This is a genomic window from Mycobacterium sp. SMC-4 (genome assembly GCF_025263265.1).
In the GTDB taxonomy this organism is placed as follows: domain Bacteria; phylum Actinomycetota; class Actinomycetes; order Mycobacteriales; family Mycobacteriaceae; genus Mycobacterium.
The window spans coordinates 1588790-1614739 of the sequence record NZ_CP079869.1 but is presented as its reverse complement, the minus strand read 5'-3'; the positions used below and the strand labels follow the sequence as shown (position 1 = coordinate 1614739).

The 25950-nt window shown below is 65.7% G+C and carries 23 protein-coding genes and 1 other RNA gene; 12 read left to right on the top strand and 12 right to left on the bottom strand.

Going from position 1 to position 25950, the window contains the following annotated elements:
• Positions 1–63 precede the first annotated feature (63 nt).
• Both KXD98_RS07665 and KXD98_RS07660 read left to right on the top strand, forming a co-directional pair.
• Positions 64–1854: an amidohydrolase family protein gene (locus tag KXD98_RS07665; protein WP_260762965.1), complete on the top strand. Its 1791-nt coding sequence runs from the start codon at positions 64–66 to the stop codon at positions 1852–1854.
• The gene (locus tag KXD98_RS07660) at positions 1851–2762 is read left to right on the top strand and encodes an alpha/beta fold hydrolase (RefSeq protein ID WP_260762964.1); all 912 of its coding nucleotides are present in this window, start codon (positions 1851–1853) and stop codon (positions 2760–2762) included. The genes KXD98_RS07665 and KXD98_RS07660 overlap by 4 nt, the downstream gene beginning before the upstream one ends.
• A 21-nt stretch (positions 2763–2783) precedes the next feature.
• On the opposite strand, the gene KXD98_RS07655 is transcribed toward KXD98_RS07660, so the two are convergent.
• Positions 2784–4751, bottom strand: coding sequence for an NAD(P)/FAD-dependent oxidoreductase (locus KXD98_RS07655; RefSeq protein WP_260762962.1), 1968 nt, complete (start codon positions 4749–4751; stop codon positions 2784–2786).
• Between the two features lie 109 nt (positions 4752–4860).
• Here KXD98_RS07655 and KXD98_RS07650 point away from each other — a divergent pair, with 109 nt between their 5' ends.
• From KXD98_RS07650 to KXD98_RS07640, 3 genes are read left to right on the top strand one after another with little or no spacing between them, the layout of a single operon-like run.
• On the top strand, positions 4861–5808 hold the full coding sequence (locus KXD98_RS07650) for a metal-dependent hydrolase (RefSeq protein ID WP_260762960.1): 948 nt from the start codon (positions 4861–4863) through the stop codon (positions 5806–5808).
• Positions 5805–7085 (top strand): aromatic ring-hydroxylating dioxygenase subunit alpha, encoded by a 1281-nt coding sequence (locus KXD98_RS07645; RefSeq protein ID WP_260762957.1) that lies wholly within the window; start codon positions 5805–5807, stop codon positions 7083–7085. The genes KXD98_RS07650 and KXD98_RS07645 overlap by 4 nt, the downstream gene beginning before the upstream one ends.
• Positions 7066–7992, top strand: a complete 927-nt coding sequence (locus KXD98_RS07640) for an alpha/beta hydrolase (protein WP_260762955.1) — start codon at positions 7066–7068, stop codon at positions 7990–7992. Before KXD98_RS07645 ends, KXD98_RS07640 begins: the two co-directional genes overlap by 20 nt.
• A gap of 74 nt (positions 7993–8066) precedes the next feature.
• Here KXD98_RS07640 and ssrA read toward each other — a convergent pair.
• The 8 genes from ssrA to prfB all read right to left on the bottom strand — a co-directional run bounded on the left by ssrA (position 8067) and on the right by prfB (position 15693).
• Positions 8067–8436: a transfer-messenger RNA gene (ssrA, locus tag KXD98_RS07635) on the bottom strand.
• Between the two features lie 98 nt (positions 8437–8534).
• Complete coding sequence (locus tag KXD98_RS07630; RefSeq protein ID WP_260762953.1) at positions 8535–10865, bottom strand: bifunctional diguanylate cyclase/phosphodiesterase; 2331 nt, start codon at positions 10863–10865, stop codon at positions 8535–8537.
• Between the two features lie 130 nt (positions 10866–10995).
• Positions 10996–11493 (bottom strand): SsrA-binding protein SmpB, encoded by a 498-nt coding sequence (gene smpB / locus KXD98_RS07625; protein WP_260762951.1) that lies wholly within the window; start codon positions 11491–11493, stop codon positions 10996–10998.
• A 3-nt stretch (positions 11494–11496) separates the two neighbouring features.
• Entirely contained in the window at positions 11497–12390 is an 894-nt protein-coding gene (gene ftsX, locus KXD98_RS07620; RefSeq protein WP_260762949.1) for a permease-like cell division protein FtsX, read from the bottom strand.
• A complete protein-coding gene (gene ftsE / locus KXD98_RS07615; RefSeq protein WP_260765058.1) occupies positions 12391–13080 on the bottom strand; it encodes a cell division ATP-binding protein FtsE in 690 nt (229 codons plus the stop codon).
• 44 nt (positions 13081–13124) lie between these two features.
• Positions 13125–13613: a hypothetical protein gene (locus KXD98_RS07610; RefSeq protein WP_260762947.1), complete on the bottom strand. Its 489-nt coding sequence runs from the start codon at positions 13611–13613 to the stop codon at positions 13125–13127.
• A 3-nt stretch (positions 13614–13616) separates the two neighbouring features.
• Positions 13617–14588 carry a mechanosensitive ion channel family protein gene (locus KXD98_RS07605; RefSeq protein ID WP_260762945.1) on the bottom strand — a complete coding sequence of 324 codons (972 nt, stop codon included), beginning with the start codon at positions 14586–14588 and terminating at the stop codon, positions 13617–13619.
• Complete coding sequence (gene prfB / locus KXD98_RS07600) at positions 14578–15693, bottom strand: peptide chain release factor 2 (RefSeq protein WP_260762943.1); 1116 nt, start codon at positions 15691–15693, stop codon at positions 14578–14580. The genes KXD98_RS07605 and prfB overlap by 11 nt, the downstream gene beginning before the upstream one ends.
• A gap of 198 nt (positions 15694–15891) precedes the next feature.
• Here prfB and KXD98_RS07595 point away from each other — a divergent pair, with 198 nt between their 5' ends.
• The gene (locus KXD98_RS07595; RefSeq protein WP_313901273.1) at positions 15892–17283 is read left to right on the top strand and encodes an FAD-dependent oxidoreductase; all 1392 of its coding nucleotides are present in this window, start codon (positions 15892–15894) and stop codon (positions 17281–17283) included.
• A gap of 6 nt (positions 17284–17289) precedes the next feature.
• Here the strand turns inward: KXD98_RS07595 and KXD98_RS07590 are convergent, their stop codons facing one another.
• Complete coding sequence (locus KXD98_RS07590; RefSeq protein ID WP_260762942.1) at positions 17290–17652, bottom strand: hypothetical protein; 363 nt, start codon at positions 17650–17652, stop codon at positions 17290–17292.
• A 23-nt stretch (positions 17653–17675) separates the two neighbouring features.
• On the opposite strand from KXD98_RS07590, the gene hisN reads away from it, so the two are divergent.
• The 3 genes from hisN to KXD98_RS07575 all read left to right on the top strand — a co-directional run bounded on the left by hisN (position 17676) and on the right by KXD98_RS07575 (position 21254).
• Positions 17676–18476 carry a histidinol-phosphatase gene (hisN, locus tag KXD98_RS07585; RefSeq protein ID WP_260762939.1) on the top strand — a complete coding sequence of 267 codons (801 nt, stop codon included), beginning with the start codon at positions 17676–17678 and terminating at the stop codon, positions 18474–18476.
• Positions 18477–18608: 132 nt separating this feature from the next.
• Positions 18609–19982 carry an acyl-CoA dehydrogenase family protein gene (locus KXD98_RS07580; RefSeq protein ID WP_260762937.1) on the top strand — a complete coding sequence of 458 codons (1374 nt, stop codon included), beginning with the start codon at positions 18609–18611 and terminating at the stop codon, positions 19980–19982.
• A 54-nt stretch (positions 19983–20036) separates the two neighbouring features.
• Positions 20037–21254 carry an acyl-CoA dehydrogenase family protein gene (locus KXD98_RS07575; protein WP_260762934.1) on the top strand — a complete coding sequence of 406 codons (1218 nt, stop codon included), beginning with the start codon at positions 20037–20039 and terminating at the stop codon, positions 21252–21254.
• Between the two features lie 9 nt (positions 21255–21263).
• Here KXD98_RS07575 and KXD98_RS07570 read toward each other — a convergent pair whose 3' ends face one another.
• Together KXD98_RS07570 and KXD98_RS07565 are read right to left on the bottom strand one after the other, a co-directional pair.
• Positions 21264–22259 (bottom strand): MDR family oxidoreductase, encoded by a 996-nt coding sequence (locus tag KXD98_RS07570; protein ID WP_260762932.1) that lies wholly within the window; start codon positions 22257–22259, stop codon positions 21264–21266.
• Between the two features lie 94 nt (positions 22260–22353).
• The gene (locus KXD98_RS07565) at positions 22354–23331 is read right to left on the bottom strand and encodes an esterase family protein (protein ID WP_260762930.1); all 978 of its coding nucleotides are present in this window, start codon (positions 23329–23331) and stop codon (positions 22354–22356) included.
• Positions 23332–23677: 346 nt separating this feature from the next.
• Between KXD98_RS07565 and KXD98_RS07560 the strand changes: the two genes are divergently transcribed.
• From KXD98_RS07560 to KXD98_RS07550, 3 genes are read left to right on the top strand one after another with little or no spacing between them, the layout of a single operon-like run.
• Positions 23678–24241 carry a TetR/AcrR family transcriptional regulator gene (locus tag KXD98_RS07560; protein WP_260762928.1) on the top strand — a complete coding sequence of 188 codons (564 nt, stop codon included), beginning with the start codon at positions 23678–23680 and terminating at the stop codon, positions 24239–24241.
• Positions 24242–24293: 52 nt separating this feature from the next.
• Entirely contained in the window at positions 24294–25463 is a 1170-nt protein-coding gene (locus KXD98_RS07555; RefSeq protein WP_260762926.1) for an acyl-CoA dehydrogenase family protein, read from the top strand.
• Between the two features lie 14 nt (positions 25464–25477).
• Complete coding sequence (locus KXD98_RS07550) at positions 25478–25867, top strand: nitroreductase family deazaflavin-dependent oxidoreductase (protein ID WP_260762925.1); 390 nt, start codon at positions 25478–25480, stop codon at positions 25865–25867.
• Positions 25868–25950: the final 83 nt, after the last annotated feature.

The window sequence follows — 25950 nt, the reverse complement described above, 5'->3', positions numbered from 1 at the left end:
GCACACAGGGTTGACGAAATCTGTAAACTGTCCAGTCGAGATCGCGAAAGGGAGTGCTCGCGCATGACGTTCGACAAGGTGATTTTGGGCGGCCGCTGGTTCGACGGCACCGGCGGTCCGTCGGCCGTGCGCAACCTGGGCATTCGCCACGGCCGTATCGCGGCGGTCACGACCGAGCCGATCGAAGGCGTCGAAACCGTCGACGCCACGGGGAACTGGGTCATCCCGGGGATCATCGACATCCACACCCACTACGACGCCGAAGTGCTGGCTGCGCCCGAGCTGTCGGAGTCACTGAGGCACGGCGTGACCACCGTCGTCATGGGGTCATGCTCGCTGTCGACTGTGCACGTCACCGCCTCGGAGGCCGCCGACCTGTTCGGCCGCGTCGAGGCGATACCGCACGAGCATGTGGTGCGCATCGTCGGTGAGCACAAGGTGTGGGACACCGCCGACGAGTACATCCAGGCGCTCGAAACCCTGCCGCTCGGCCCCAATGTCACCGCCTTCATCGGGCATTCGGACATTCGCGTCGCGGTCATGGGACTAGACCGCGCCACCCGAAAAGATGTCCGGCCGACCCGCGCCGAGCAGGCCCGCATGGAGCGCATGCTCACCGAGGCGCTCGATGCCGGATTCGTCGGAATGTCTTCGCAGCAATTGCTTTTCGACAGGATCGACGGCGACGTCTGCCGTTCCCGCACGCTGCCCTCGACCTATGCGAAAGCTCGGGAGCTTCGTCGCCTCAAGTCGATGCTGCGCACGCGCGACCGCGCGTTGCAGTCCGGTCCGGACATCACCCACCCGCACAACATCGTGTCGCAGGCCTTGCAGTCGGTCGGTTTCGGCCGCCCACGGCTGAAGACAAGTCTGCTGGCGGCGGCCGACATGAAGTCGGCGCCCCTTGGCATGTGGCTCACCGTGGCTCTTGCCGCGATGGCCAACCGCCTCGGCGGCGACATGCGGTTTCAACACCTGCCGGTTCCGTTCGAGGTGTACGCAGACGGTATCGACCTGGTCATCTTCGAGGAGTTCGGCTCGGGCGCCGCAGCGCTGCACCTCAAGACCGAACTGGAACGCAATGCGCTGATCAAGGACGAGCAGTACCGCCGAGCCTTCCGCAAGGATTACGACAGCAAGTTCGGACCGCGCGCCTGGCATCGTGACTTCTTCGACGCCGAGATCGTGTCCTGTCCCGACCAGACGGTGATGAGCAAGTCATTCGGCGACGTCGGTGTGGAGCGTGGCGGCCTGCACCCGGTGGACGCGTTCCTGGACCTCGTTCTTGAGCACGGCAACAACCTGCGGTGGCGTACCACGATCTCGAATCACCGTCCGAAGATGCTCCGCCAACTCGCCGTCAAGAACGGTATTCAGATGGGGTTCTCCGACGCCGGAGCACACCTGCGCAACATGGCGTTCTACAACTGCGGGCTGCGCCTGCTGCGTCATGTTCGGGATGCCGAGCGCGCCGGCCAGGAGTTCATGACCGTCGAACGCGCGGTCCACCGGCTCACCGGCGAACTGGCCGACTGGTATCGACTCGACGCGGGGCATCTGCGCGTCGGCGATTGGGCCGATGTCGTCGTCGTGGATCCCGAGCGGCTCGACTCGTCTCTCGACACGTATCACGAAGCGCCGATCGATGCCTACGGCGGCTTGCGGCGGATGGTCAACCGCAACGACGCCACCGTGAAGGAGGTCATGGTCGCCGGCCGCACCGTGTTCGCCGATGGACACCGCAGTGATCTGCTCGGAAGGCAGCGCACCGGCAGCTTCCTGCGCGTCGACGGCCGTCCCCGAAACATCCCTGAACACAATGACTCCGAGCGAACGTCCGCAGCCCTGACATGACTGCTGAAACGGTGCAGCCGCAGCGATTGTCGCTTGATCTTCCGCATCTGAGATTCGAGGCGTTGGCTTGGGGCCCAGAGGACGGCCGGCTGATGCTGTGCCTGCACGGGTATCCGGACACGGCCTGGACGTGGCGGTACCTTGGTGCGCGCTTCGCCGACGAATCGTTCCGTGTGGTCGCACCGTTCATGCGCGGCTACGCACCGACCGAACTCGCGCGCGATGGTGACTACGGCATCGGCGCGCTGATGCACGACGCCGTCGCACTGCACCAGGCGCTGGGCGGGGGCCCCGACGCTGTGCTCGTCGGTCATGACTGGGGCGGCTTGACCGCCAACGCGATGGCGGCCTTTCCGCACAACCCTTTCGGGAAAGTGGTGTCGATGGGGGTGCCGATCGTGTCGGGTCTGGACCGGGGTGCGGGTAACGGCCGCGACGTGCTTCGGCTGCTTCGCGCGCAGCTGCGGATGAGCTGGTACATCATGTTCCAGCAGTTACCGGGGATCTCCGAGCGCAACCTCGACTGGATGCTGCCGAAATTGTGGCGGGATTGGTGTCCGCCGGGTTACGACGCCGGCGCCGATCTCGATCACGTGCGGCGCAGCCTACCCGACCGACGCCACCGCACCGCCGCCCTGTCGTACTACCGAGCGGCCTTTCGTCCGTTGCGCCGCGCCCGGCACCATCGCGATCTCGACCGCTACGCGATGCGCCACGCCCCCCTCTGCCCCATGTTGGTGATGCATGGGCGCATCGACGGCGCCGTCGACGTCCGCTTCGGTGAGCTCGGAGCTCATGTTCTGCCAGCAGGAAGCCGCCACGAGATCATCGAGTCTGCCGGTCACTTCATGCATCTCGATCAACCCGACGTCGTGCACCGCATCATCAGCGAGTACGTCCCGACCTGAGGCGGGCACCGGAAGCGTGCGCTAGTAACGCATCTCGTAGTCATCGGGGTCCGGACGGCGGGTCCACTTCCAGTAGTCCACGATCCTGAACCCGTACAGCGACGGAACATCACCCGCGGCGTTCTTGTAGTAACTGACCACGTTCGGGTGGGTGTAGACCATGGTCTTCAACCTGGCCTGATTACGTCGGTTGTAGTCGGCACACACGTCCGCCCGCGGCGCGGCCAAACTCGCGTTGTTAGCAAGCACCATGTCGATGCACCCCATGATGTAGCGCATCTGACACTCGGAGTTGTAGATGATGCTCGTGCCGTTGACGCCGTTGGTCCCCGGCCCGTACATGCAGTAGAAGTTGGGAAATCCCGGCACGGTGATACCCAGGTAGGCATACGGCGAGTCTCCCCACGCCGCGTTGAGGGAAGCACCGTTGAGGCCTTTGATATCGACCGGGCCCAGTGGGTGGTTGACGTTGAAGCCGGTGGCCCACACCAACACGTCGGCGGGCCGATGCGCGCCGTCGACAGTAACCACGTCCTCAGCGGTGATCTCTGCTATGCCGTCGCAGATCAGCTCCACATCGTCTCGCTGAAGCGTTGTGAGCCAGGTTCCGTTGTCCTGCAGCATTCTCTTGCCCATCGGCGGATAGTCCGGAATGACCTTGGCGAGCAACTCTTCGTCGTCGGTGAAGGCCCGCATCCACGCGATGAGCATGTCACGCACGTCGTGGTTGGCTTGGCCGCAGGACAGTCCGCCGGTGTCCCAATCGGGATCGATCATCACCCGTTCCTCGGCGGCGTCGGTCAAGGGCCACCACGACACAAATCGCAGCCAGCGGCCGTAATACGGTAGGTGACGGATCGCCCATCTTGCACCCTGGGGGATCGCGTCATGATAGGCGACGTTGGGTGCCATCCACTGTGCGGTGCGTTGGTACACGTCGACTCGCTCGGCGGGGTCGGCGATGGCGGGCACGAGCTGGAAGCCGCTGGCGCCGGCGCCGATCACGGCCACCCGCTTGCCGGTCACGTCGACGTCATCTCGCCAATCGACAGTGTCAAACGAGGGTCCGACGAACTCCTCGGCGCCCGCAATGTTCGGGATCACCGGGTTGCTGAACTGCCCCACTGCGCAGATCAACGCCCGCGCGTGCAACTCTTCCTCGACACCGCTGCGGCTGCGGACGACGACGCGCCACATCGACGACTCGTCATCCCAGCTCGCACCGGTGACTTCGGTGGAAAACCTCGTATAGCGGGCGATGTCGTACTTCGCCATCACGTTTTCGAGGTATTCGAGGATCTCGGGCTGCTCGGAGTAGTAGTGCGACCAGTGGTCGGTCGGTTCGAAAGAGTAGGCGTAGTACTGATTAGCGATGTCGACACGACATCCCGGATACCGGTTGGCACGCCAGGTGCCGCCCACTCCGGACTGCTTGTCCACGATCGTGAACGGGATACCCGCCTGTCTGAGCTTGATCCCGGCGAGCAGACCCGCCTCACCGCAACCGATCACGACGACAGGGAAGTCCGCACGCTGATCGGCGGTGGAGGTCAATGTCGGTCCGAGCTCATCGTCATCGGTGAGCCGCAGATCAGCGGCGACATAGTCGATGTAGTCCTCAGTGACTTCGCCCGCCGATATGACATCGAGCATCCGACGCATCTGCCGGCTATCGGGGACGAAGGGCGGCGGGCACCCCCGATCGCGGTAGTCGCAGATGACGTGGAATGCTCGGTCACGGACAATCTGCTTGTCAGGCTCGCTCATCCCGCCCTGCAGGTCCATGGGGATCAGCATGTACGGTCTCGGCAACTCGTCGAGCAGGCTGAGATCACCGGTCATGTGCACCATCGACATCAGCAGCGCAGGCACGCTGGCATCGTCGACCGCTGCGCGGATCGCGGCATCGGAGGCACCGAACGGCACCCCCAACAGGGGATTGCCGTGTGCAGCGCATTCCACGGTATCGCTGACGCTCGATTGATTCATACCTACCGTTCCGGTGCCGTTGTGCGCGCTGCTTGGCCGATGCTAGCGTTGGAGTTGACACATCGCAAGCAGTGTCCAGTCGTGCGGTGCGGAGAGGCGGAATCGGACGATGACAGACCTTCAGGTGCGGCGAATCCGGTTCGACTTCGCAGGCGCAGACGTGCCGTTCAATTGGCAACCGGAGCGGCCCGCGTTCGGGATGCTGTGCAACATGATCTCGTTCTTCGCGCCGGGGTTCGAGAAGTTCGTCGTCGACGCCACCAGAGAGGGCATCCCGTTGATCCGGGATCCCGAAGTCGTCGAAGAAGCCAATTCCTACCTGCGGCAGGAAGCCCAGCACGCCGCGGCCCACGCCAGCCACACCCGGGCGTTGACTCGGCGCTGGCCCGGTCTGCGCGAGACGGTGGCGGAGGTGGAGGCTTCGTTCGAGCGTCTGACCGCCACCAAACCGTTGGCCTGGCGTCTCGCCTATACCGCGGTCATCGAAGCCACCTTCACCCCGTACTTCAAGGTGTTCCTGGACCACGAGGACAAACTGTTCCAACCCGGCGACGAAAGGGTCTCCTCGCTGTTTCTGTGGCACTTCGTCGAGGAAATCGAACATCGCAGCTCGGCGCTGCGGGTGTATGACGCCGTGCACGACAGCTACCCCTACCGACTCAAGACGATCGTGGGCGTCGTCAAGCACATCGATCAGATACTCAAGATCATCTCGCGCGGATTCGCCAAGCACGTGCCCGAGTGCGATGGCGGACACTACAGCGTACTGATACCAAACGGATTGTCCGTCAGCGCTTTCCGGGTGACGCTCCGGGCCACACGCGAGCTCCCGGGTGAATCGACCTACGCGGGGGTGCCCAGGAGTGAACTCCTGGCGATGCTGGTGGGGCTGGTGCGGTCGCAGGCTCCCCATCACGACCCGGCGACCGCACACCTGCCGGTTTTCGCGCAACGGTGGCTCGACCGTTTCGACGCCGAGCCCAAGAGCGCGGCCCGCTGGTACTCGATCGGAGCGACTGACCGTCCGGCAATGACCAACGGAGGCGTCGGGCGATGACCGACAGCCGTACGGAGATGTCCACATTCGACGGCGACGCGGCCGCCCCAGCGTTCTCGTTCACGACCGAGAGCGAGCTGGACGACGTCTTGGCGCCGGTGCGCAAAGCCGCCGAGAACACCTCCACTCAACTACCTTTCGTTCGCTCTATGACCCGCCGGGTCCTCGGTCACCTCGAGACCAACACGCTCGACGTCGCCGAAGACGTTCTGATCGCTCCCGCCGACGTATTCACCAGTGTCGAACGATTCACCGCCGACCGAGCGATGATGCGGCGATCACCCCACGTCGTCGCCTGGGGCGGAGAGATCCTCGAGCCCGGCGACTACACCACCAAAGACGTCGCAGGCACGCCTGTGCTGCTGCTACGCGACAAAGACGGGTGCGCAAGGGCTTTCGCGAACATCTGCGCACACCGCGGCGCTCAGGTGGCATCGGGATGCGGCCGGGCCTCGCGGTTCACCTGCCCGTACCACGCGTGGAGTTACGACCTGAACGGCCGACTGGCGAGTCTGCCGCAACGCCGGATGTTCGAGGGGGTGGACGTGTCCGGCCTCGGACTACGTCCACTGCCCGTTGCCGAACAGGCCGGACTGATCGTCCTGGGGCTCGATGAGTCCGTCTCGCTCGACGGCTTTCTCGACGACGCACTCGATGATCTCGCCGGCTTCGGCTTCGACCGGTATGCGCACGCGCAGAGCATGGTTCTGCACCTGCGGGCGAACTGGAAGCTGGCCGTCGACGTCAACTTCGAGGGTTACCACTTCCCGTTCCTGCACAAGGACACGCTGGCGCCGATCGTCACGAACAACTCCGTCTTCGACCTCTTCGGACCTCATTGCCGGTGGGCGTTCCCGTTCCGCAACATCGAAGACCTCCGCGATCTTCCGGAACAGGACTGGCCCGACCGATTCAGCGGATCGGTGGTCTACGGCATCTTTCCGAGTTGTGTCCTGGTGGAATCGCCGGTGTCCACGCTGATGCTGCGGATCTATCCCGGGGACACCCCGGGCACGTGCGTCGTCCACATGCATGGCGGCGCGCTGCACCCGATGAGGGACGACGCCGACCGGCTGCTGGCTCAGGCGGGGTTCGACGGCGCCACCGCCGTGCTGCGCGACGAGGACTTCCCCGCCGCAGAAGAATGCCAACGAGGTGTAGAGCACGGGCTCGAGAGCATCATCTTCGGTCGCGCCGAGCCGCTGGTGCAACATCTGCACGGACAATGGGATGCCGCAATCGAGGAGCGGACGGCTGATGGCCAGGCTCGGAGCTGAAAGCCGCGACGTCGACCCCGAGCTGCGACGGGCGGCGCGCCTCTTGCCGGGCGGTTATGCACTGCACCGTGGCTTGACGGTTCCCCGGGCGCTGATGAATCTGGCGGCGCGCACCGGACGGCTCAACAACGTGCCCACCGTCGCGGTCACTGCAGATGTCGGGGTACGCCTGCACCGCCCGACCGGGGCAGATGAACCCAGGCCTGCGCTGTTGTGGATCCACGGGGGCGGCACCGTGATGGGCGCCGCGGCGCAGGAGGACAGATTCTGCCGCACGTTGATGAACTTCACCGGCGTGTCCATCGCAGCTGTCGATCACCGGCTGGCGCCCGAACACCCGTATCCGACCCCGCTTGAGGACTGCTACGCCGCTCTGCAGTGGCTCATCCGGCAACCCTGGGTCGACCCGACACGCATCGCGATCGGCGGAGCCAGCGCCGGTGGTGGTTTCGCAGCAGCCCTGGCACTACTGGCGCGGGACCGCGGCGAAGCCGCGCCCGTGCTGCAGATGTTGGTCTACCCGATGCTCGACGACCGCACCGGAATCACTGCCAGCGCCACGCCGCGCGTGTTGTGGTCTGGTCGGGACAACCAGACCGCATGGAATTGGTATCTGGGCGCCGCGGATCCCAACATTGCCGCGCCCGCTCGACGATGCGATCTGGCCGGCCTGCCGGCGACCTGGATCGGGGTGGGCACATTGGACCTGTTCTATGACGAGTCCGTTGACTTCGGTCGCCGCCTGCAGGAGGCCGGTGTCCCGACCCACGTCGAGATTGCCGACGGCGCGTTTCACGCGTTCGACATGATTGTGCCGAATGCCTCGGTGTCGCAACGCTTCTTCGCCAGCCAAGCCCGCGCCTTGCGGTCGGCACTGGCGAGCGCAGACCAGGACCGCGAAGTCTGAGCGACAGCGCAGAACTTCACGGTGGCGGAACCGCACCCGCACGCGAAAAGGGCCGCATCTCTGCGGCCCTTTCGTTGTGGAGCTGCCGGGAATTGAACCCGGGTCCTACGGCATTCCCTCGAGGCTTCTCCGTGCGCAGTTCGCTATGCCTCTACTCGGATCTCCTGATCACGCGAACAAGTCAGGATGACGATCCCAGTCGCTGTTGGTTGTCCCGAGGAGCTCCGCGACCGAACTTCTCGGTTGATCCCTCTAGATGACGCCAGGGTCCGGGTCGAGGGCTTTCCCGGTCTGACGGACCAGCTGTCGCTTAGGCAGCGAGAGCGTAGTCGCGCTGATTGGAATCGGCGCTTAATTGGTTGCAACGACGCTTAACGGTGGTCTCTTGCCTGCACCGGCACGCTTCCCTTGATTCGATGCTCGAAGTCGAAACCGTTCAGCCCCCTTGAGGTGTTTCCTGAGTGCTCCCCGACCGGTTGCCGGGAAACCTCCATACTACCGGTTTGACCAACAGCGCCCAACGGCGTTTCATTCCCCCGGGCTCACGGCGTTTCGTTGGTGAGTTGAGTCGGATCACGCAGAGGTCCGCCCTGATCCGCCGCGTCGCCGGGCTGACGCCACTCGCGTCGGACGTCGGCCAGGGCCGTGGGCCGGCCGAACAGATGGCCCTGCGCCAGTCGGCAGCCCGCCGCGAGGATGGTGCCGGCCTGCACCGTCGTCTCGATGCCCTCGGCGATGACGTCAAGCGACAGTTCCGCGCACAGCCGGATGACCGAGCGGTACAGCGCCAGATCACGCTCCGGTTCAGCACCGACGACGAGACTGCGGTCCAGTTTGACCATGTGCACCGGCAACGCATGCAGGTAGGTCAGCGAGTTGTAGCCGGCGCCGAAGTCGTCGAGCGCGACCTTCACACCGACCGCACGGAACCGTTCGATCTGCGCAGCCGCATCGGCGAGGTCGAGGATCGGCAGCGTCTCGGTGATCTCGAGCACCAGGCGCCGCGGCGGTAGGCGGTGTCGCGTCAGGACGCGTCGCACGTCCTGTTCGAACCCCGGACTGCCCAGCCGCGCTGCACCCACGTTGACGTGCAGGTCGACGTTCAGACCGGCAGCTGTGACCTCGCTACAGGCCAGCCCCAGCACCAGCTCATCGAGGCGGGCGCCCAGACCGGCGGCCTCGGCGGCGGCCACGAACGTCTCCGGGGGGATCTCGGTGCCGTTGGGGGCCGTCCATCGCGCGAGTGCCTCGACGGCCACCAGGGTGCCGTCGGTGAGGTCGACGACGGGCTGGTAGACCAGACGAAAGCCGTCGGGCACTGCCCCGCCCGCGGTCCGCAGCGCCGTGGGGAAGTCCCACTGCCGGCTAGTGGCGGGGCGGTAAACAACCGCCGAGTCCTTCCCCATCCGCTTGCCGGCATACATCGAGATGTCGGCCTGGCGCAGCAGATCGTCGGAGGTCTGCGACGGACCTCCGACATCGGAGTGGACCAGACCCATACTCGCCTTCACGCGCAGCGAGGACCCGTGTATCGCGAACGGTTCGCGCAAGGCCACCCGGAGCCGGTCGGCCACCACGTCCGGGTCGTCGCTGTCTTCGCGGATCAGGATCGCGTATTCGTCACCGCCGATCCGGGCCAATGTGTCACCCTCGTTGACGTACCGCTTGAGTCGCTCCCCGACGGCGCACAGCAACTCGTCGCCGGCGGCGTGGCCGAACCTGTCGTTGACCTCCTTGAAGTCGTCGAGGTCGATGAAGATCAGCACGAACGGTCCGTCACGCACGGCGGCATCGAGGCGTTGCGCGAACAGCAGCCGATTGGGCAGGCCGGTCAGCGCGTCGTGGTGCACCTGGTAGGCCAGTCCACGTTGGGCCCAGAACAATCGCTGCGTCAGCTGGTTCTGCGCCCGGGTGGCCCACACCTGGCGAATTGCGATGAGCACGATCATCGTGATGACCAGCCCAGAGACCACAGGCGTGATGTCCCGGTCGATCCACAGGTGGTAGGTGAGCAAGATCGTGATTCCGACGAATCCGAAATACGGCAGGATCAGTTGCGCCCAATCCAGATCACGGGATCCGTCGTAGTCGGCGGCCGGCCGGTGCTGCGGGTGTTCGAGCATCGCGAAACCCATCAGCAGCGGACCGATGATCAGCCCGACGCCGGCCCAGAGCTGCCCGGCCTGCACATCCACGGTCCGGAAATAGGTCTCCAGCCGATCCGACCCCGCCAGCGTCAGCAACCCGGCGGCCAGCAGCAGGAAATTCCCCCGATAGGGCCGGTCTGCGTCGTAGAGCATCACCATCATCACGATGGTGGCAACCACGAGCAGCTCACCGACGGCGAAGACGACGCCGGGCGCCGGCGCCTCCGAACCGGATATCAACTCGACTGTGTTGGCGCCGAACCGGCCCAGGATTGCCAGCACCAGGAACGACAGACCGGCGACGACGCCGTCCATCACGTTGGTGATCAGCCGGTGCCGCACGGTGCCACCGCCGCGCCGGGCCACCCCACCACTGGACGTGAACAGCAGCGCCAGCGACCCCAGCGCAAGCACCGGAATCACCACATACAGCGCCTGCGCGACCACCGGCACCGCTTGGGCGGCGCTGGCGAACCACATCAGTTGGCCGATCAACCAGGTCAGCAATGCGCCGACAGACAGCAGCCGCCACCACCGCGCCAAGCCGTTCATCCGTGACGCCATCACCACGCCCAAGGCCGCTGCACCGAGGCTGGTCAGTGCCCGCAGCAGCGTTTCGCCCTGCTCGGCCACCTGTTGGCCCCACAAGGCCAGCGCGTTGACCACCGCCAGCGCCGAGACTGCGGCGACGAGAAGCACACACGGTCGCTGGAAGGTAGGTGTCACCCGCCTCCTTCCCGCTGTGCCGACGAACCACCAGACAGGAATGCCCAGCTAGAAACTAGCTAATCGGCGCAGATCATTGGGCCGGATGCGAGAGAGTCAGCGTGTTGTTGTCTGCCGGCCGCGCCGGCCTTCAGGTCGTTTTGCCCTTGACCCGCCGCCCGAGCTCTCGGGTCACCTCCCGCGCGGCGTCACGGCGCGCCAGATCCTGGCGCTTGTCGTGGGCCTGCTTGCCGCGGGCCAATGCCAGTTCGACCTTCACCTTGCCGCCGGTGAAGTACAGCGACAGCGGCACCAGCGTCAGGTTTCCGTCGCGGATCTTGCCGACCAGCGTGTCGATCTGGCGGCGATGCAACAGCAGTTTGCGGTTCCGGCGCGGTGTGTGGTTGGTCCAACTGCCGTGGTGATACTCGGGTATGTGCAGGTTGCGTAGCCAGATCTCACCGTCGTCGACGGTGGCGAAGGCATCGACGAGTGACGCCTGACCTTCCCGCAGGCTCTTCACCTCGGTACCCACCAACGCGATTCCCGCCTCATAGGTCTCCAGAATCGCGTAGTTGTGCCGCGCTTTGCGGTTGGTAGCGACAACCTGGTTGTTGCTGTCCTTGGGCGCTTTGGTCTTCTTGGCCACCGGCTACCGCCGCACGTAGAGGCGCAAGGTGACATAGGCCGTCACCCCGGCCATGGCCACACCCACGAGCAACAGGATCGGCGAAATATAGAGGATGTCGGCGTAGTCGATCCGCGCGATGAGGTTGGCTTGGTAGAACTGGTCGAGCGCCCTTTCCAGGAACAGCGCCCGTACCGCGACCAGACCCACGATCGAGATGACCACACCGATCAGCGCGGCAAGCATTGCCTCCACCAAGAACGGCAGCTGGGTGTACCACCGACTGGCGCCGACCAGTCGCATGATCCCGATCTCGGTGCGTCTGGTGTACGCGGCGACTTGGACCATGTTGGCGATCAACAACACCGCACCGATGGCCTGGACCAGCGCGACGGCGAACGCAGCGTTGGACAAGCCGTCGAGCACCGCGAACAACCGGTCGATCAGGTCCTTCTGGTTCAGGACGTTGAGCACGCCGGGTTGGCCCACCATCGCCTGGTCGAATTCCTGATGCTGCTCGGGGTCTTCGAGTCTGACCACGAAGGAGGCCGGAAAGGCATCTCGACCGGCGACATCTTTGTACTGCGGGAACTTCTGGATGGCGTCGTCGTAGGCGTCATCACGGTTGAGGAAGCGCACCGAGCGCACGTCATCGCGGTCCTCGATGGTCTGCCGCAGCGCCTGGCACGGTTCGGAGTCGCAGGTCGGGTCGTTGGCCGAGACGTCGTTGGTCAGGAAGACCTGACTTTCCACCCGATCCAGGTAGATCGCGCGCGACTGATCGGCCAGCCGCACGACCAACAGACCACCGCCGAACAGGCCGATCGAGATCGCGGTGGTGAGGATCATCGCGACCGTCATGGTGACGTTGCGACGAAGTCCGGTCAGGACTTCGTTGACGAGAAAGCCGAAGCGCACTTAGCGATCCATTCCGTAGACGCCGCGCTGTTCGTCGCGAATCAGCCGGCCGAGTTCGAGTTCGACGACCCGCTGACGCATCGAGTCGACGATGTGGTGGTCGTGGGTGGCCATCAGCACCGTAGTCCCGGTGCGGTTGATCCGCTCGAGCAGATCCATGATGTCCTTACTGGTTTCGGGGTCGAGGTTGCCGGTTGGCTCGTCGGCCAGCAGAACCAGCGGCCGGTTGACGAAGGCCCGCGCGATCGCGACGCGCTGCTGCTCCCCCCCGGAGAGCTCGGCGGGCAGCCGGTTGGCCTTCCCCGACAGCCCGACCATCTCCAGAACATCAGGCACCACCCGGTTGATGGTGTCGGCCCGCTTGCCGATGACTTCCAGCGCGAACGCGACGTTCTCGAACACGGTCTTCTGTTGCAGCAACCGGAAGTCCTGAAAGACGCACCCCATCACCTGGCGAAGCGCCGGGATATGCCGACCGGAGAGCTTGTTGACGTGGAACTTCGATACCCGGATGTTGCCCGAGGACGGGTGTTCTTCAGCCAACAGCAAGCGCATGAACGTGGACTTCCCCGATCCTGACGGACCGATCAGAAAGACGAACTCACCCTTGTCGATCTTCAGCGAGATGTTGTCGAGCGCCGGGCGTCCCGACGACTTGTACTGCTTGGAGACATTCTCGAGGGTGATCATCACGGCACGCCAGTGTAGCGGGGAACGGCCCCGTGGCCGCCGAGCTACCGCGGCGCCGGCGCTGGTGGCGTGACGACACCTGGGCTCGTGACCGGCGGCGGCGCCGGTGGTGCCTGGGTAAAGGTCTGCGGCCCTTGCGGGCCGAGACCGTCGGGATCGATCACCGTTGTGGTCACACCCGGCGGCGCGCCGGGGACCGTCGGGGACGGCGTGGCGTCCGGTGGCGGTGTGCCGTCGGGTGGCGGCGTCGTGGTCGGGGTGGTCGGCGTCGGTGTCGGCGTCGGCGTCGGCGTCGTGGTCGGCGGGGTCTCCGGCGCGCGGGTCTGCACGTTGGTGCGCGGCACCCAGGTGTAATCGGGGTCTGGGACGTAGCCCGGCGGGATCATCTGCTGGGGCGGCAGCGGCCGCTCGGGAGGTTCGTAGTTCTGCTGCACAGCGAACAACGCGACAAACGCGACGATCAGCGCCACCGTCGAGGTTCGGATACGACCCCGGAACAGGTGCGCCGGCACCCGGAATCTCGGTTCGGACATGGGCTACCGCTCACCACCTGGGCTCTGCTTGACCTGGGGCGAGGCCTTGGCATCGCCCGGGGGCAACGTGTCGACCACCGGAGTCGATCCGGTTGCGGTGACCACACCCTCGGCGCCGAGCGCTTCAACAACCAGCGCCCGCAGCCTTCGCCCGGCCTCGTACTGCTTTCCGGGCAGAGTCCGCGCCACCATCCGCAAGTTCACGTTGTCCAACCCGATGCTCTCCACCCCCATCAGAGACGGACGGTCGAGCAGCAGGTCCTTGAGATAGCGGTCGTCCATCGAGGTGTCGCCGACGCGGTGTAGCACCTCGTTGACCCGGTTGAGGTCGGCGGTGACCGGCACCGGGATCTCGACGACCGCGCGCGCCCAGTCTTTGGACATGTTCAACGACCTGACGATGTTGCCGTTGGGCACGGTGAACACCTCACCGTCGGCGGTGCGCAGCTTGGTCACCCGCAGCGTGACCTCTTCGACGGTGCCTTCGGAGGCCTCCGGCGCTCCGATCATGTTCAGCTGCACCAGGTCACCGAATCCGTACTGCCGTTCGGTGATGATGAAGAAGCCCGCCAGCAGATCCTGGACCAGCTTCTGGGCGCCGAAACCCAGCGCCGCGCCCAGCACGGCCGCAGGTGCCACCAGCGATCCGACCGGCACATTCAACACATCGGTGATCTGCACGGTCACGATGACGAAGAGCAGCACGATCGCCACCCACGAGATCACCGACGCCACCGCCTGCCGGTGTTTGGAGGCCTCGGAGCGCACCAACTTGTCGCCGGACTGGAAACCCTCCTCGAGGCGGCGGGTCACCTTGCGTGACCCCCAGCTGATGCAGCGGGCAGCCAGTAGCGCTCCGATGATCAGCAGCGCGATCTCCACGCCCTTGGTCAGGAACCACTCGCCGATGTCGCCGTGCAGGAAGTTGTGCCACGCCTCTGCGGGCGAGAGCGCAAGGTAGCCGTTACTCGTCATCGCGCCTGTTACGCCAGCGGATCCCCGCTTCGAGGAAGCCGTCGATGTCGCCGTCCAACACCGCAGCGGGGTTGCCGACCTCGTACTCGGTGCGCAAATCCTTCACCATCTGATAGGGGTGCAGCACATAGGACCGCATCTGGTTACCCCAGGAGCTGCCGCTATCACTCTTGAGGGCGTCGAGTTCGGCACGCTCCTCGAGGCGCTTGCGCTCCAACAGCTTCGCCTGCAGCACCCGCATCGCCGACACCTTGTTCTGCAGCTGCGACTTCTCGTTCTGGCAGGTGACCACGATGCCGGTCGGGATGTGGGTGAGCCGCACCGCAGAGTCGGTGGTGTTGACCGACTGGCCACCGGGGCCGCTGGAGCGGTACACGTCCACCCGCACATCGGCCTCGGGGATGTCGATGTGGTCGGTGGTTTCGGTGACCGGCAGCACCTCCACTTCGGCGAACGAGGTCTGCCGGCGGCCCTGGTTGTCGAACGGGCTGATGCGCACGAGTCGGTGGGTACCCTGCTCGACCGACAACGTTCCGTACGCGAACGGCGCGTGCACGGCGAAGGTGGCGCTCTTGATGCCGGCCTCTTCGGCGTAGGACGTGTCATACACCTGCACCGGATAGTCGTGCTGCTCGGCCCAGCGGACGTACATGCGCATCAACATCTCGGCCCAGTCGGCGGCATCCACGCCGCCTGCTCCGGAGCGGATGTTGACCAGTGCCTCGCGCTCGTCGTACTCCCCGGACAGCAGGGTGCGCACTTCCATCGCCTCGATGTCCCCGCGCAGCTGCGTCAGCTCGGTGTCTGCTTCGGCGAAGGCCTCGTCACCGCCGGCGCCGCCCTCTTCGGCAGCGAGCTCGTAGAGTACCGGCAGGTCGTCGAGCCGGCGGCGCAGGTCTTCGACCCGGCGCAACTCGCCCTGGGCGTGCGAGAGCTCGCTGGTGACCTTCTGCGCGCGGCTCTGGTCGTCCCACAGGTTGGGGTCGGAGGCATCCTGTTCGAGCTGGCGGATACGACCGCGAAGCCCTTCGACATCGAGCACACGCTCCACGGTGGTGAGCGTGGAATCGAGGGCGGCGATATCGGCTTGACGGTCGGGATCCACGGAACATCAGGGTACCCACCTCGCCGACCCACTCCGTCGTCGCTGCCTTCCGGCCGGTTCACACGCATTTCCGGCGGGACCGCCTCGATTACCACCGAGTCACCTGCTCGGCGTTTTAGCATCGGGGTGCCATCCCGCCCGGCCGCGACGCGACAGCCCCTTGCGCGCGTTCGGGCAGCGACAGAAGGTAGCTTCCGCATGCCCCCTTTGCGCCCGTACCACGTGGCGATCGTCGGCTCAGGGCCCTCCGGGTACTTCGCCGCCGCTTCCCTGTTGAAGTCGGCCGCTTCGGACTCCGGCGGCACTGCCGCCCGTGACGTCCGAGTCGACATGCTCGAGATGCTCCCGACCCCGTGGGGTTTGGTTCGCTCGGGTGTGGCCCCCGACCATCCCAAGATCAAATCGATCAGCAATCAGTTCGACAAGACCTCGGGTGACCCGCGCTTCCGGTTCTTCGGCAACATCGAAGTCGGCAACCACGTCCACCCGGCCGAACTGGCCGAGCGCTACGACGCGGTGATCTACGCCATCGGCGCGCAGTCCGACCGCGAGCTCGGGATCCCCGGTGAGGACCTGCCCGGCAGCGTGGCCGCGGTCGACTTCGTGGGGTGGTACAACGCGCACCCGCATTTCGAAGAGATATCGCCGGACATCTCCGGTGGGCGGGCCGTGGTCGTCGGCAACGGCAACGTCGCGATCGATGTGGCCCGGATCCTGGTCAGCGACCCCGACGTGCTTGCCGAGACAGACATCGCCGACCACGCACTGCAGTCCCTGCACGCACGCGGTGTCGACGAAGTGCTGATCATCGGCCGGCGCGGACCGCTGCAGGCTCCGTTCACCACGCTGGAGCTGCGCGAGCTCGGTGCGCTGGAGGGTCTCGGGGACGTCGATGTGATCGTCGACCCCGAGGACTTCGCCGACATCACCGAAGAGGATCTCGAAGCCGCCGGCAAGACCGTGCGCAACAACATCAAGGTGCTGCGCGGCTACGCCGATGTCAGCCCGCAAGAGGCCAAGCGGCGCATCGTGTTCCGGTTCCGGACATCACCGATCGAGATTCGGGGTGCCGGGAAGGTGGAGTCGATCGTCCTGGGCCGCAACCAGTTGATCACCGGTCCCGACGGCAGGGTCAGCGCGAAGGACACCGGGGAGCGCGAGGAGGTCCCGGCCCAACTGGTGGTCCGCGCCGTCGGTTATCGCGGCCTGCCGACGCCGGGGCTGCCGTTCGACGAGCGGTCGGCCACCATTCCGCACGACGAGGGCAGGATCACGGGCAGTCGAAACGAGTATGTCGTCGGCTGGATCAAACGCGGCCCCACCGGGGTCATCGGCAGCAACAAGAAGGACTCTCAGGACACCGTCGACACGCTGCTGGAGGATCTTCAGACCGCCGAGCTCGCGGAATTCGGCGCTGACCACGCCGAGGAGATACAGCGCTGGCTGCAGCAGCGCCAACCCCACCTGGTGACCAACGACCACTGGAAGCTTCTCGACGAGTACGAGCGCAACGCCGGGCAGGGGTCAGGCCGGCCGCGGGTCAAGGTCACCAGCGTGGCCGAGATGTTGCGCGTGGTGGGCCACAACTGAGACCGGTCAGGGCGTGGGCGGCTGTGCGGGGCCAGAAGGCTCAGCGGGCTCCTGCGGCGCGAAGGCCCACTTTTCCGGGTTGTTCGGCGCGTACATCACTGGGAACAGTTGGCCCATCGTGGGCCAACTGGCCACGTCGAGGGCCAACCGGGCATAGACCGTGTACTCGTTGACCGTCGGACCGTTGATCACCCCGGTGATGGTCACGTACTGCTCGCCTTCGACGCCGTCCGGGCGCGGACTGACACCTGTGACCAGCAGCGTTCCCTGAACCCAGTCTTTGCCGACCCCGCGTCGGCGCATGATCCACGGCGCAGCGAGCACCGCGATGGCACCGACGATCAGGAACAGGATCGCGAGTTCAATCATCTGGACATGGTAGGACGACAGTCATGGGCACTCCTGCGAACACCGGTGATGACGATCTGGCGCTGGCGCTGGCACTGGCCGCGCAGGCCGATGCGCTGACGATGCAGCGCTTCGGCGCGATGGATCTCCGAGTGCAGACCAAGCCGGATATGACCCCGGCCACCGATGCCGACCTCGACGCCGAGCAGTTGTTGCGCGCGCAGCTGGCGCACCACCGGTCCGACGATTCCGTGTTCGGCGAGGAGTTCGGCGGCGATCGCGATCGTGCCGGCAGGCAGTGGGTGATCGATCCCATCGACGGCACCAAGAACTTCGTCCGCGGCCTGCCGGTCTGGGCCACGTTGATCGCGTTGCTGGAGGAGGGCACCCCAACGGTCGGCGTGGTGAGCGCGCCGGCGCTGGGTCGCCGGTGGTGGGCGGCCCGTGGCCGGGGAGCGTTCACCTCGTTCGGCGGGCAGACCCGCCCGATCACCGTTTCCGGCGTCGATGACCTGAGCGCGGCGAGCCTGTCCTACTCCGACCTGACCACCGGCTGGGGGGACGCACGTGCACGGCTGGTGGCGCTGACCGACGAGGTCTGGAGGGTCCGCGCCTACGGCGATTTCTGGTCATACTGCCTGGTGGCAGAGGGCGCCGTGGATATCGCCGTCGAACCCGAGGTCAAGCTCTGGGATCTGGCACCGTTGGATGTCTTGGTGCGTGAGGCCGGCGGCCGGTTCAGCAGCCTGGCCGGCGAACCGGGGCCCCACCACGGCAGTGCGGTAGCCACCAACGGGCTGATACACGACGCGGTGCTCGCCGCGCTGGCCCCGCGATTGCCATAGGCCTATCGGGCGTCCATAGTTGTGAGGTCCGTAACAATGAGAGTAAACTTACTCATCAGTCAGTTCCGATACCTTACTCTGGAGTCAGTTGCGTAGATCGCGCTTCTTCCACACCCGACGAGGGCAGCTGACATGACGAATACCCTGCCGTCCAAGCGACGCGACCACGAGAGTGCTGTGGGACTGCAGAAGCACAAGCGCTCGGCCACCGACATTGGCCTGGCCCTGATCACTCCGTTGCTGGGCCAGGAGTTCCTGGACAAGTACAACCTGCGCGATCCGCTCAACCGCGGCCTGCGCTACGGCGTGAAGCAGGCGTTCTCTGCCGCAGGCGCATCCACCCGGCAGTTCAAGCGGATCCAGGGCCTCGGCAAGCCGGCGACCCGGCTCAAGTCCAGCGGCTCTGACGCGTTCGACCTCACTCCCGACGACGACCAGAAGATGATCATCGCGACCGTCGAGGAGTTCGCCGAGGAGATCCTGCGCCCGGCAGCGCACGATGCTGATGCCGCCGCGTCCTATCCCCCGGACCTGATCGTCAAAGCAGCCGAACTCGGCATCACGGCGATCAAGATTCCTGAGGACTTCGACGGCATCGCCGAGCACCGCAGCACGGTCACCAATGCGTTGGTCGCCGAGGCACTGGCCTACGGCGACATGGGCCTGGCCTTGCCTATTCTGGCTCCCGGCGGTGTCGCCTCCGCGTTGACGCATTGGGGCAGTGCCGATCAGCAGGCGACCTACCTCAAGGAGTTCGCCGGCGAGAATGTGCCCCAGGCGTGCCTGGCCATTGCCGAACCGCAGCCGCTATTCGACCCGACGGCGCTGAAGACTACCGCGGTGCGCACCCCCAGCGGCTACCGCCTCGACGGCGTCAAGTCGCTGGTCCCGGCGGCCGCCGACGCGGAACTGTTCATCGTCGCCGCCCAACTCAACGGCAAGCCCGCGCTCTTCCTCGTTGAAGGGTCGACGAAGGGCCTGACGGTCAAAGCCGATCCGAGCATGGGCATTCGTGCCGCAGCGCTGGGCCGGGTGCAATTGGACAACGTCGTCGTCCCGGTGAGCGCGCGCCTCGGCGAGGACGAAGCCACCGATGCCGACTACAGCGAGGCGATCGCGCTGTCGCGGCTGGGCTGGGCGGCCCTGGCAGTCGGAACCTCGCACGCAGTGCTCGATTACGTCATCCCTTACATCAAGGAACGCCACGCATTCGGTGAGCCCATCGCGCACCGGCAGTCGGTGGCGTTCATGTGCGCCAACATCGCGATCGAACTCGACGGATTGCGGTTGATCACCTGGCGTGGCGCTGCCCGCGCAGATCAGGGCTTGCCGTTCGCCCGCGAGGCCGCACTGGCCAAGAAGCTCGGCAGCGACAAGGGCATGCAGATCGGCCTTGACGGCGTGCAACTGCTCGGCGGCCACGGCTACACCAAGGAACACCCGGTCGAACGCTGGTACCGCGACCTTCGGGCGATCGGCGTGGCCGAAGGCGTTGTGCTGCTCTGAGTTTGATGTCGACCCTCCACCATTACTTCCCCGCAGACGCGAAGAGAGACTGACATGGCAATCAATCTGGAGATGCCCAAGAAGCTCCAGGCGGTCATCGAGAAGGGCCACCAAGGCGCCGCCGAGATGATCCGGCCGATCTCCCGAAAGTACGACCTCCGGGAGCACGACTACCCGGTCGAGCTCGACACCTTGGCAGACCTCTTCGAGGGCATCTCGGAGGCCAAGACGATCTCGTTCGCGGGTACCGACGCCTTCGTCGGCGCCACCGAGAACGACAAGAAGGCCAATGTCAACGGCGCCAACATGTCCGCGCTGCTCAATGCGCTGGAGATCTCCTGGGGAGATGTGGCGCTGTTGTTGTCGGTGCCCCGTCAGGGGCTCGGTAACGCCGCGATCTCATCGGTTGCCACCCCTGAGCAGCTCGAGCGTCTCGGCAAGGGTGTGTGGGCGGCCATGGCCATCACCGAGCCGGAGTTCGGCTCGGACTCCGCGGCGGTGGCGACCACCGCGGTTCTCGACGGCGACGAGTACGTGATCAACGGTGAGAAGATCTACGTCACCGCCGGATCGCGCGCCACCCACATCGTGGTGTGGGCGACCCTGGACAAGACCAAGGGCCGTGCGGCGATCAAGTCGTTCATCGTGCCGCGTGATCATCCGGGCGTCACGGTCGAGCGGCTGGAGAACAAGCTGGGCATCAAGGCGTCCGACACCGCCGCGATCCGATTCGAGAATGCCCGCATCCCCAAGGACAACCTGCTCGGCGACCCGGAGATTCACGTCGAGAAGGGCTTCGCCGGGGTCATGGAGACCTTCGACAACACCCGGCCCATCGTAGCGGCCATGGCTGTCGGCGTCGCCCGGGCGGCGCTGGAGGACCTGCGCAAGATCCTCACCCATGCCGGTATCGAGATCTCCTACGACAAGCCCGCCCATGCGCAGAGCGCCGCAGCCGCGGAATTCCTGCGGATGGAGGCCGAGTGGGAGTCGGGCTACCTGCTCACCGTGCGGTCCGCGTGGCAGGCCGACAACCGCATCCCGAACTCCAAAGAGGCCTCGATGGGTAAGGCCAAGGCCGCGCGCGTAGCCAGTGACATCACCCTCAAGGCCGTCGAGATGGCCGGTACCGCAGGCTATTCCGAGGAGACGCTGCTGGAGAAGTGGGCTCGCGACTCGAAGATCCTCGACATCTTCGAAGGCACCCAGCAGATTCAGCAGTTGGTGGTGGCGCGCCGCCTCCTCGGCCTGAGCTCGGCGGAACTGAAGTAGATCGGCAGATCAGAACCCGTCGTGCACGACCACGCGGGTGCGCCCGGTGACTCCGCCGCCGATGATCGTTTTGAGCACGGTGTCCACCTCGCGCACCGGGACATCGCTGGTGATGCGCTGCAGGTGGCGCGGCCGCAGATCGGTTTCGATCTGAGCCCACGTCTGCCGGCGTTCGTCGATCGGGAGCAGCACCGAATCGATCCCCGCCAGGGTCACCGCGCGCAGGATGAACGGATGGACCGTTGCGGGTAGGTCCGCCGAACCGGCCAGACCTGAGATCGCAGCGATGCCAGCATATTTCATCGTGCTCAACGCGTAAGAAAGCGTCTTGCCGCCGACGCAGTCCACCACAGCGGCCCAGTGCGCCTTGCCCAGGGGCCGCACCTTGTCTTCAGGCCCGGGCACCCGGTCGAGGACCTCGGCTGCGCCGAGGTCCCGTAACAGGTCGTGTGCTTCGCGCTTGCCGGTGGAGGCGACGACCTCATAGCCGAGGCCGGCCAGCACATCCACGCTGATGCTGCCGACCCCGCCGGTGGCGCCGGTGACCAGAACCGGACCGTCGGCCGGGGAGATGCGTGCGCGCACCGCGTTGACGCTCATCGCCGCAGTGAAACCGGCGGTGCCGATGGCTGCCGCATCGGCCGCGCTGATCGACGACAACTTGACCAGATAGTCGGCGGGATAGCGTGCCACCTGCGCGTAGCCGCCGTGTCGGCCGGTGCCGATGTCATGGCCGTGGGCGATCACGGTGTCCCCGACGGCGAAGCCGGGTGCGCGACTGGTGGCCACCGTGCCCACGACATCGATACCCGGCACCAACGGATAGGAGCGGCCTACGCCGGCCTTCGGTGTGACCGCCAGCGCGTCCTTGTAGTTGACGCTGGAGTACTCGACGTGGATCTCGACCTCGCCATCGGGCAACGCGGAGTCGTCGAGAATCTCGTGGCGCACGACGATGTCCCCGTCGGCGTCCTGGTGGGCCACCATCGCGTTGATCTCGGTCATGACGTCACACTAGTCAGGTCGGGCGGGGAGCCGGCGCCGCGAAAAAGCGGAACCCCCGGCCGCGTCGCGACCGGGGGTTCCGTCTGGCTGTGTGTCAGAGCAGGTGCGCCTGCAGGTCCGGCTTCATGGCCTGCAGCTCCCGGCCCCAGTACGCCCAGTTGTGCGTGCCGTTATCCGGGAAATTGAACACACCGTTGGTACCGCCCGCGGCGAGGTAGTTGTCGCGGAAGGTCTCATTGGTACGGATGGTCAGACCTTCGAGGAAGGTCGCCGGCAGGTCGCCGCCACCGAGCTCGTTGGGCTGGCCGTTGCCGCAGTAGATCCAGATACGGGTGTTGTTGGCCACGATCTGCGGGATCTGGACCATCGGGTCGTTGCGCTTCCAGGCGCTGTTCGGATCTTCGGTCCTACCCCACATCTCGTTGGCGTCGAAGCCACCGGCGTCGCTCATCGAGATGTTGATCAGGAACGGCCACCAGCCCTCAGACGGGTTCAGGAAGCCCGACATCGAGGAGGCATAGGTGAACTGCTGGGGGTGGTACACCGACAGGATCAGCGACGCCGAGCCCGCCATCGACAGGCCGACCGCGGCACTACCGGTCGGCTTGACCTGATGCTGCGAGGCCAGGAAGGCCGGCAGTTCCTGGGTCAGGAAGGTCTCCCACTTGTAGGTGACCGTCGGACCCTTGTTGGTGGCCGGCTGGTACCAGTCGGAGTAGAAGCTCGACTGACCGCCCACGGGCATCACGATCGACAGGCCGGAGTCCAGGTACCACTCGAACGCCTGGGTGTTGATGTCCCAGCCGTTGAAGTCCTCCTGCGCGCGCAGGCCGTCGAGCAGATACACCGCCGGCGAGTTCGGGCCGCCGCTCTGGAACTGCACCTTGATGTCGCGTCCCATCCCCGCCGACGGCACCATCAGGTACTCGACCGGCAGGCCGGGCCGGGAGAAGGCACCGGCGGTCGCCGACTGCCCGGCGACGCCGACCACACCCGGCAGCAGTGCCGTGGCGATGGCCGCAACACCGAGGCGCCGCGCCCAGGGCCCACGAAGTCTGTCAAGAAGTCTCATACCGTCAATCCATCCATCTTCCGGTACCGCATGCTGCGGCCTGTCCCTGCGATTCTCGGTGTTCACAACCGTCCCAGCGATGTCTTCACTGCGCTGTCACGCCACTTCTAATCCGCCAAAGGGCAGCCGAAGTGGTCCGAGAAATCTTCAGTTGTAGCGGTTGCAGTAAAACATGCCATTCCGACCGGAGAAAGTCCGATCCCGCCAATATCCCCGCTGCCTGCGGAAAGGCAAAGTTGGGCCGGGCGTGGCACGCACGGTTTACGCCCACGCAAAATTGGCCCCACTCCGGCTGTCGTCAGCCGGCAATGTGAGAGGTGAAACTGCTTTTAAGTACGCTCCGACAATGACCGGAGGATCCGCGGGCCCTGTCAAGCGATCCGCTGAAGACTGGATTCAGGCCGGGTACGCGATCCTGGCCGAGGAAGGGATCAAGGCGCTCAAGCTCGATCGACTCTGCACTCATCTCGGCGTCACAAAGGGCAGTTTCTACTGGCATTTCACCGATATGGCCGGCTACCGGACCGCGATGGTCACCGCCTGGGCCGAACTGCGGGACCGCGACCGCAGGCACTTCGGCGACCTGGTCGACCTTCTGCCGCGACGCCGACTGTCGATCATGATGTCGGCCCTGCTCAGCGCCCGGCAGGGGCGTCTGGAAAGAGCAATGCGGGAATGGGCTCGCACCGATCCGGCCGTCGCCGCGAGTGTGCGCGCTGCGGATCTACGGGTGCTCTCCGCGGTTCGCCGAGCCTTCACCGATGCCGGTTTCACCGCGGAGGAATCCGACCTGCGGGCCAACGCGACCTTCGCAGCCGGAATCGGATTCCTGCACCTGGCTCCCGAGGCCGACGATGAACGCCTGGCGGCACAACAGGAGGGGTTCCTCGACCTGCTGATGGCGCGCTGACGGGAAACCCACGGGTGGCTGTCCATACCAAAAGGTATGGTAACTTCCGGGCATGCACGCGGATACCTCGGCAATCACCGACGATTTCGTCTCCCGGCTGGCCGACCGAGCCCATGATGCGGAGCGCCTGCGCCGGCTGCCCGCAGAGACGGTCGCCGAGGCCACTGCGGCCGGGTTCTTCGATTTACTGGTTCCGGCCCGGTACGGCGGGCGTGAGGCGCCGTTTCCGGCCCTGCTCGACCCGGTCCGCCGGATGGCTCACGGCTGCGCCTCGAGCGCCTGGACTCTGGGCTTCTTCGCACTGCACAACTGGATGCTCGCGCTGTTCGGCGAGAACGCACAGTCCGAAGCGTTCGCCGCGCGACCTTTCCTGGCCCCGGCCCCGCTGGCCCCCACCGGGCGCGGTGTGGTTTGTGACGGAGGGATCCGGCTGACCGGCCGATGGTCGTGGGCCACCGGCGTGATGCACGGCAATTGGATCCTGGTCGGCGCGCTGTGTGAGCGTGAGCCCGCCAACGGGGCATCGATCTACCCCGTGCTCGCGCTGCTGCCGATCGGCGACGTCGGCATCGAGGACGTCTGGCACACCGACGGTATGCGTGCGACCGGCTCCAACGACGTGATCATCGACGATGTGTTCGTGCCGCTGCATCGGCTGGTCGAGGTGACCGACATCTACGCCGGGACCGCTCCCGGCTCGGAGCTGCACGACGCTGCCACCTACCGCTGGCCGATGGTGCCCGCATTGGCTCTGCTGGCGGCCATGCCGGCGCTGGGAAGCGCCGAACGTGCCGCCGAGATCTATGCCGAACGACTCTCGCAGCGGTTCCTGGCCTACGAAGGCGTGATGCAGAAGGACAAACCGGTGGCCTCGATCCGTCTCGGCGATGCCCTCGTGCGGTTGCGTGCACTTCGCGGCTTGCTCGAGGACACCGTGGGCCGCATCGAGGCGACAGTGACAGCTGGTGACCCGGTCAGTCGGGGCGAGCGCGGCCAGGCCCGCCTGGCCGCGGCACACATCGTCGCCGAATCCCGTGCGGTGATCGCCGAACTTCTCAGCGCCTCGGGTGCCAGCGCCCACTTCGTGAACAACCCCTTGCAGCGCATCAAGCGGGATGTGGATGTCATCTGCGGCCATGTGGTGTTCGATTACGACACCAGTCGTGAACTTGCCGGAGCGTTGAGCCTCGGCATGAAAATTCCCCGCACCGCGATGGTGTGAAGTGAGGAGCACCGATGGCAGACAGTGTCCGCGACCGCGTGACCAAGTTCTTGCAGAAGAACGTCGGCAACCAGGTGATGGGACGTATGCCGTTCCAGACGCTGCTGGAGACCACCGGCCGAAAATCCGGCCGGCCCCGCCGCACGCCGCTGGGGGGCAAACGGGTGGGCAACGAGTTCTGGTTCGTCTCCGAGTTCGGTGAGCGCTCGCAGTACATCCGCAACATCAAGGCCGATCCGAAGGTGCGGGTGCGCCTCAACGGTCGCTGGCACCGGGGCACGGCGCACTTGCTACCCGACGACGACGCCGAAGCGCGGCTGCAGACCCTGCCGTCGCTGAACAGCTTGGGGGTCCGTACGTTCGGCACGAACCTGTTGACCGTGCGGGTGGACCTCGCAGACTGACTCCGGCCCACGGAACGCCAGGACGTCACCTCGGACGTCGCCTCGCCGAGTGTGAACTCCGGGCGAGAGAGTGGCCCGGATCC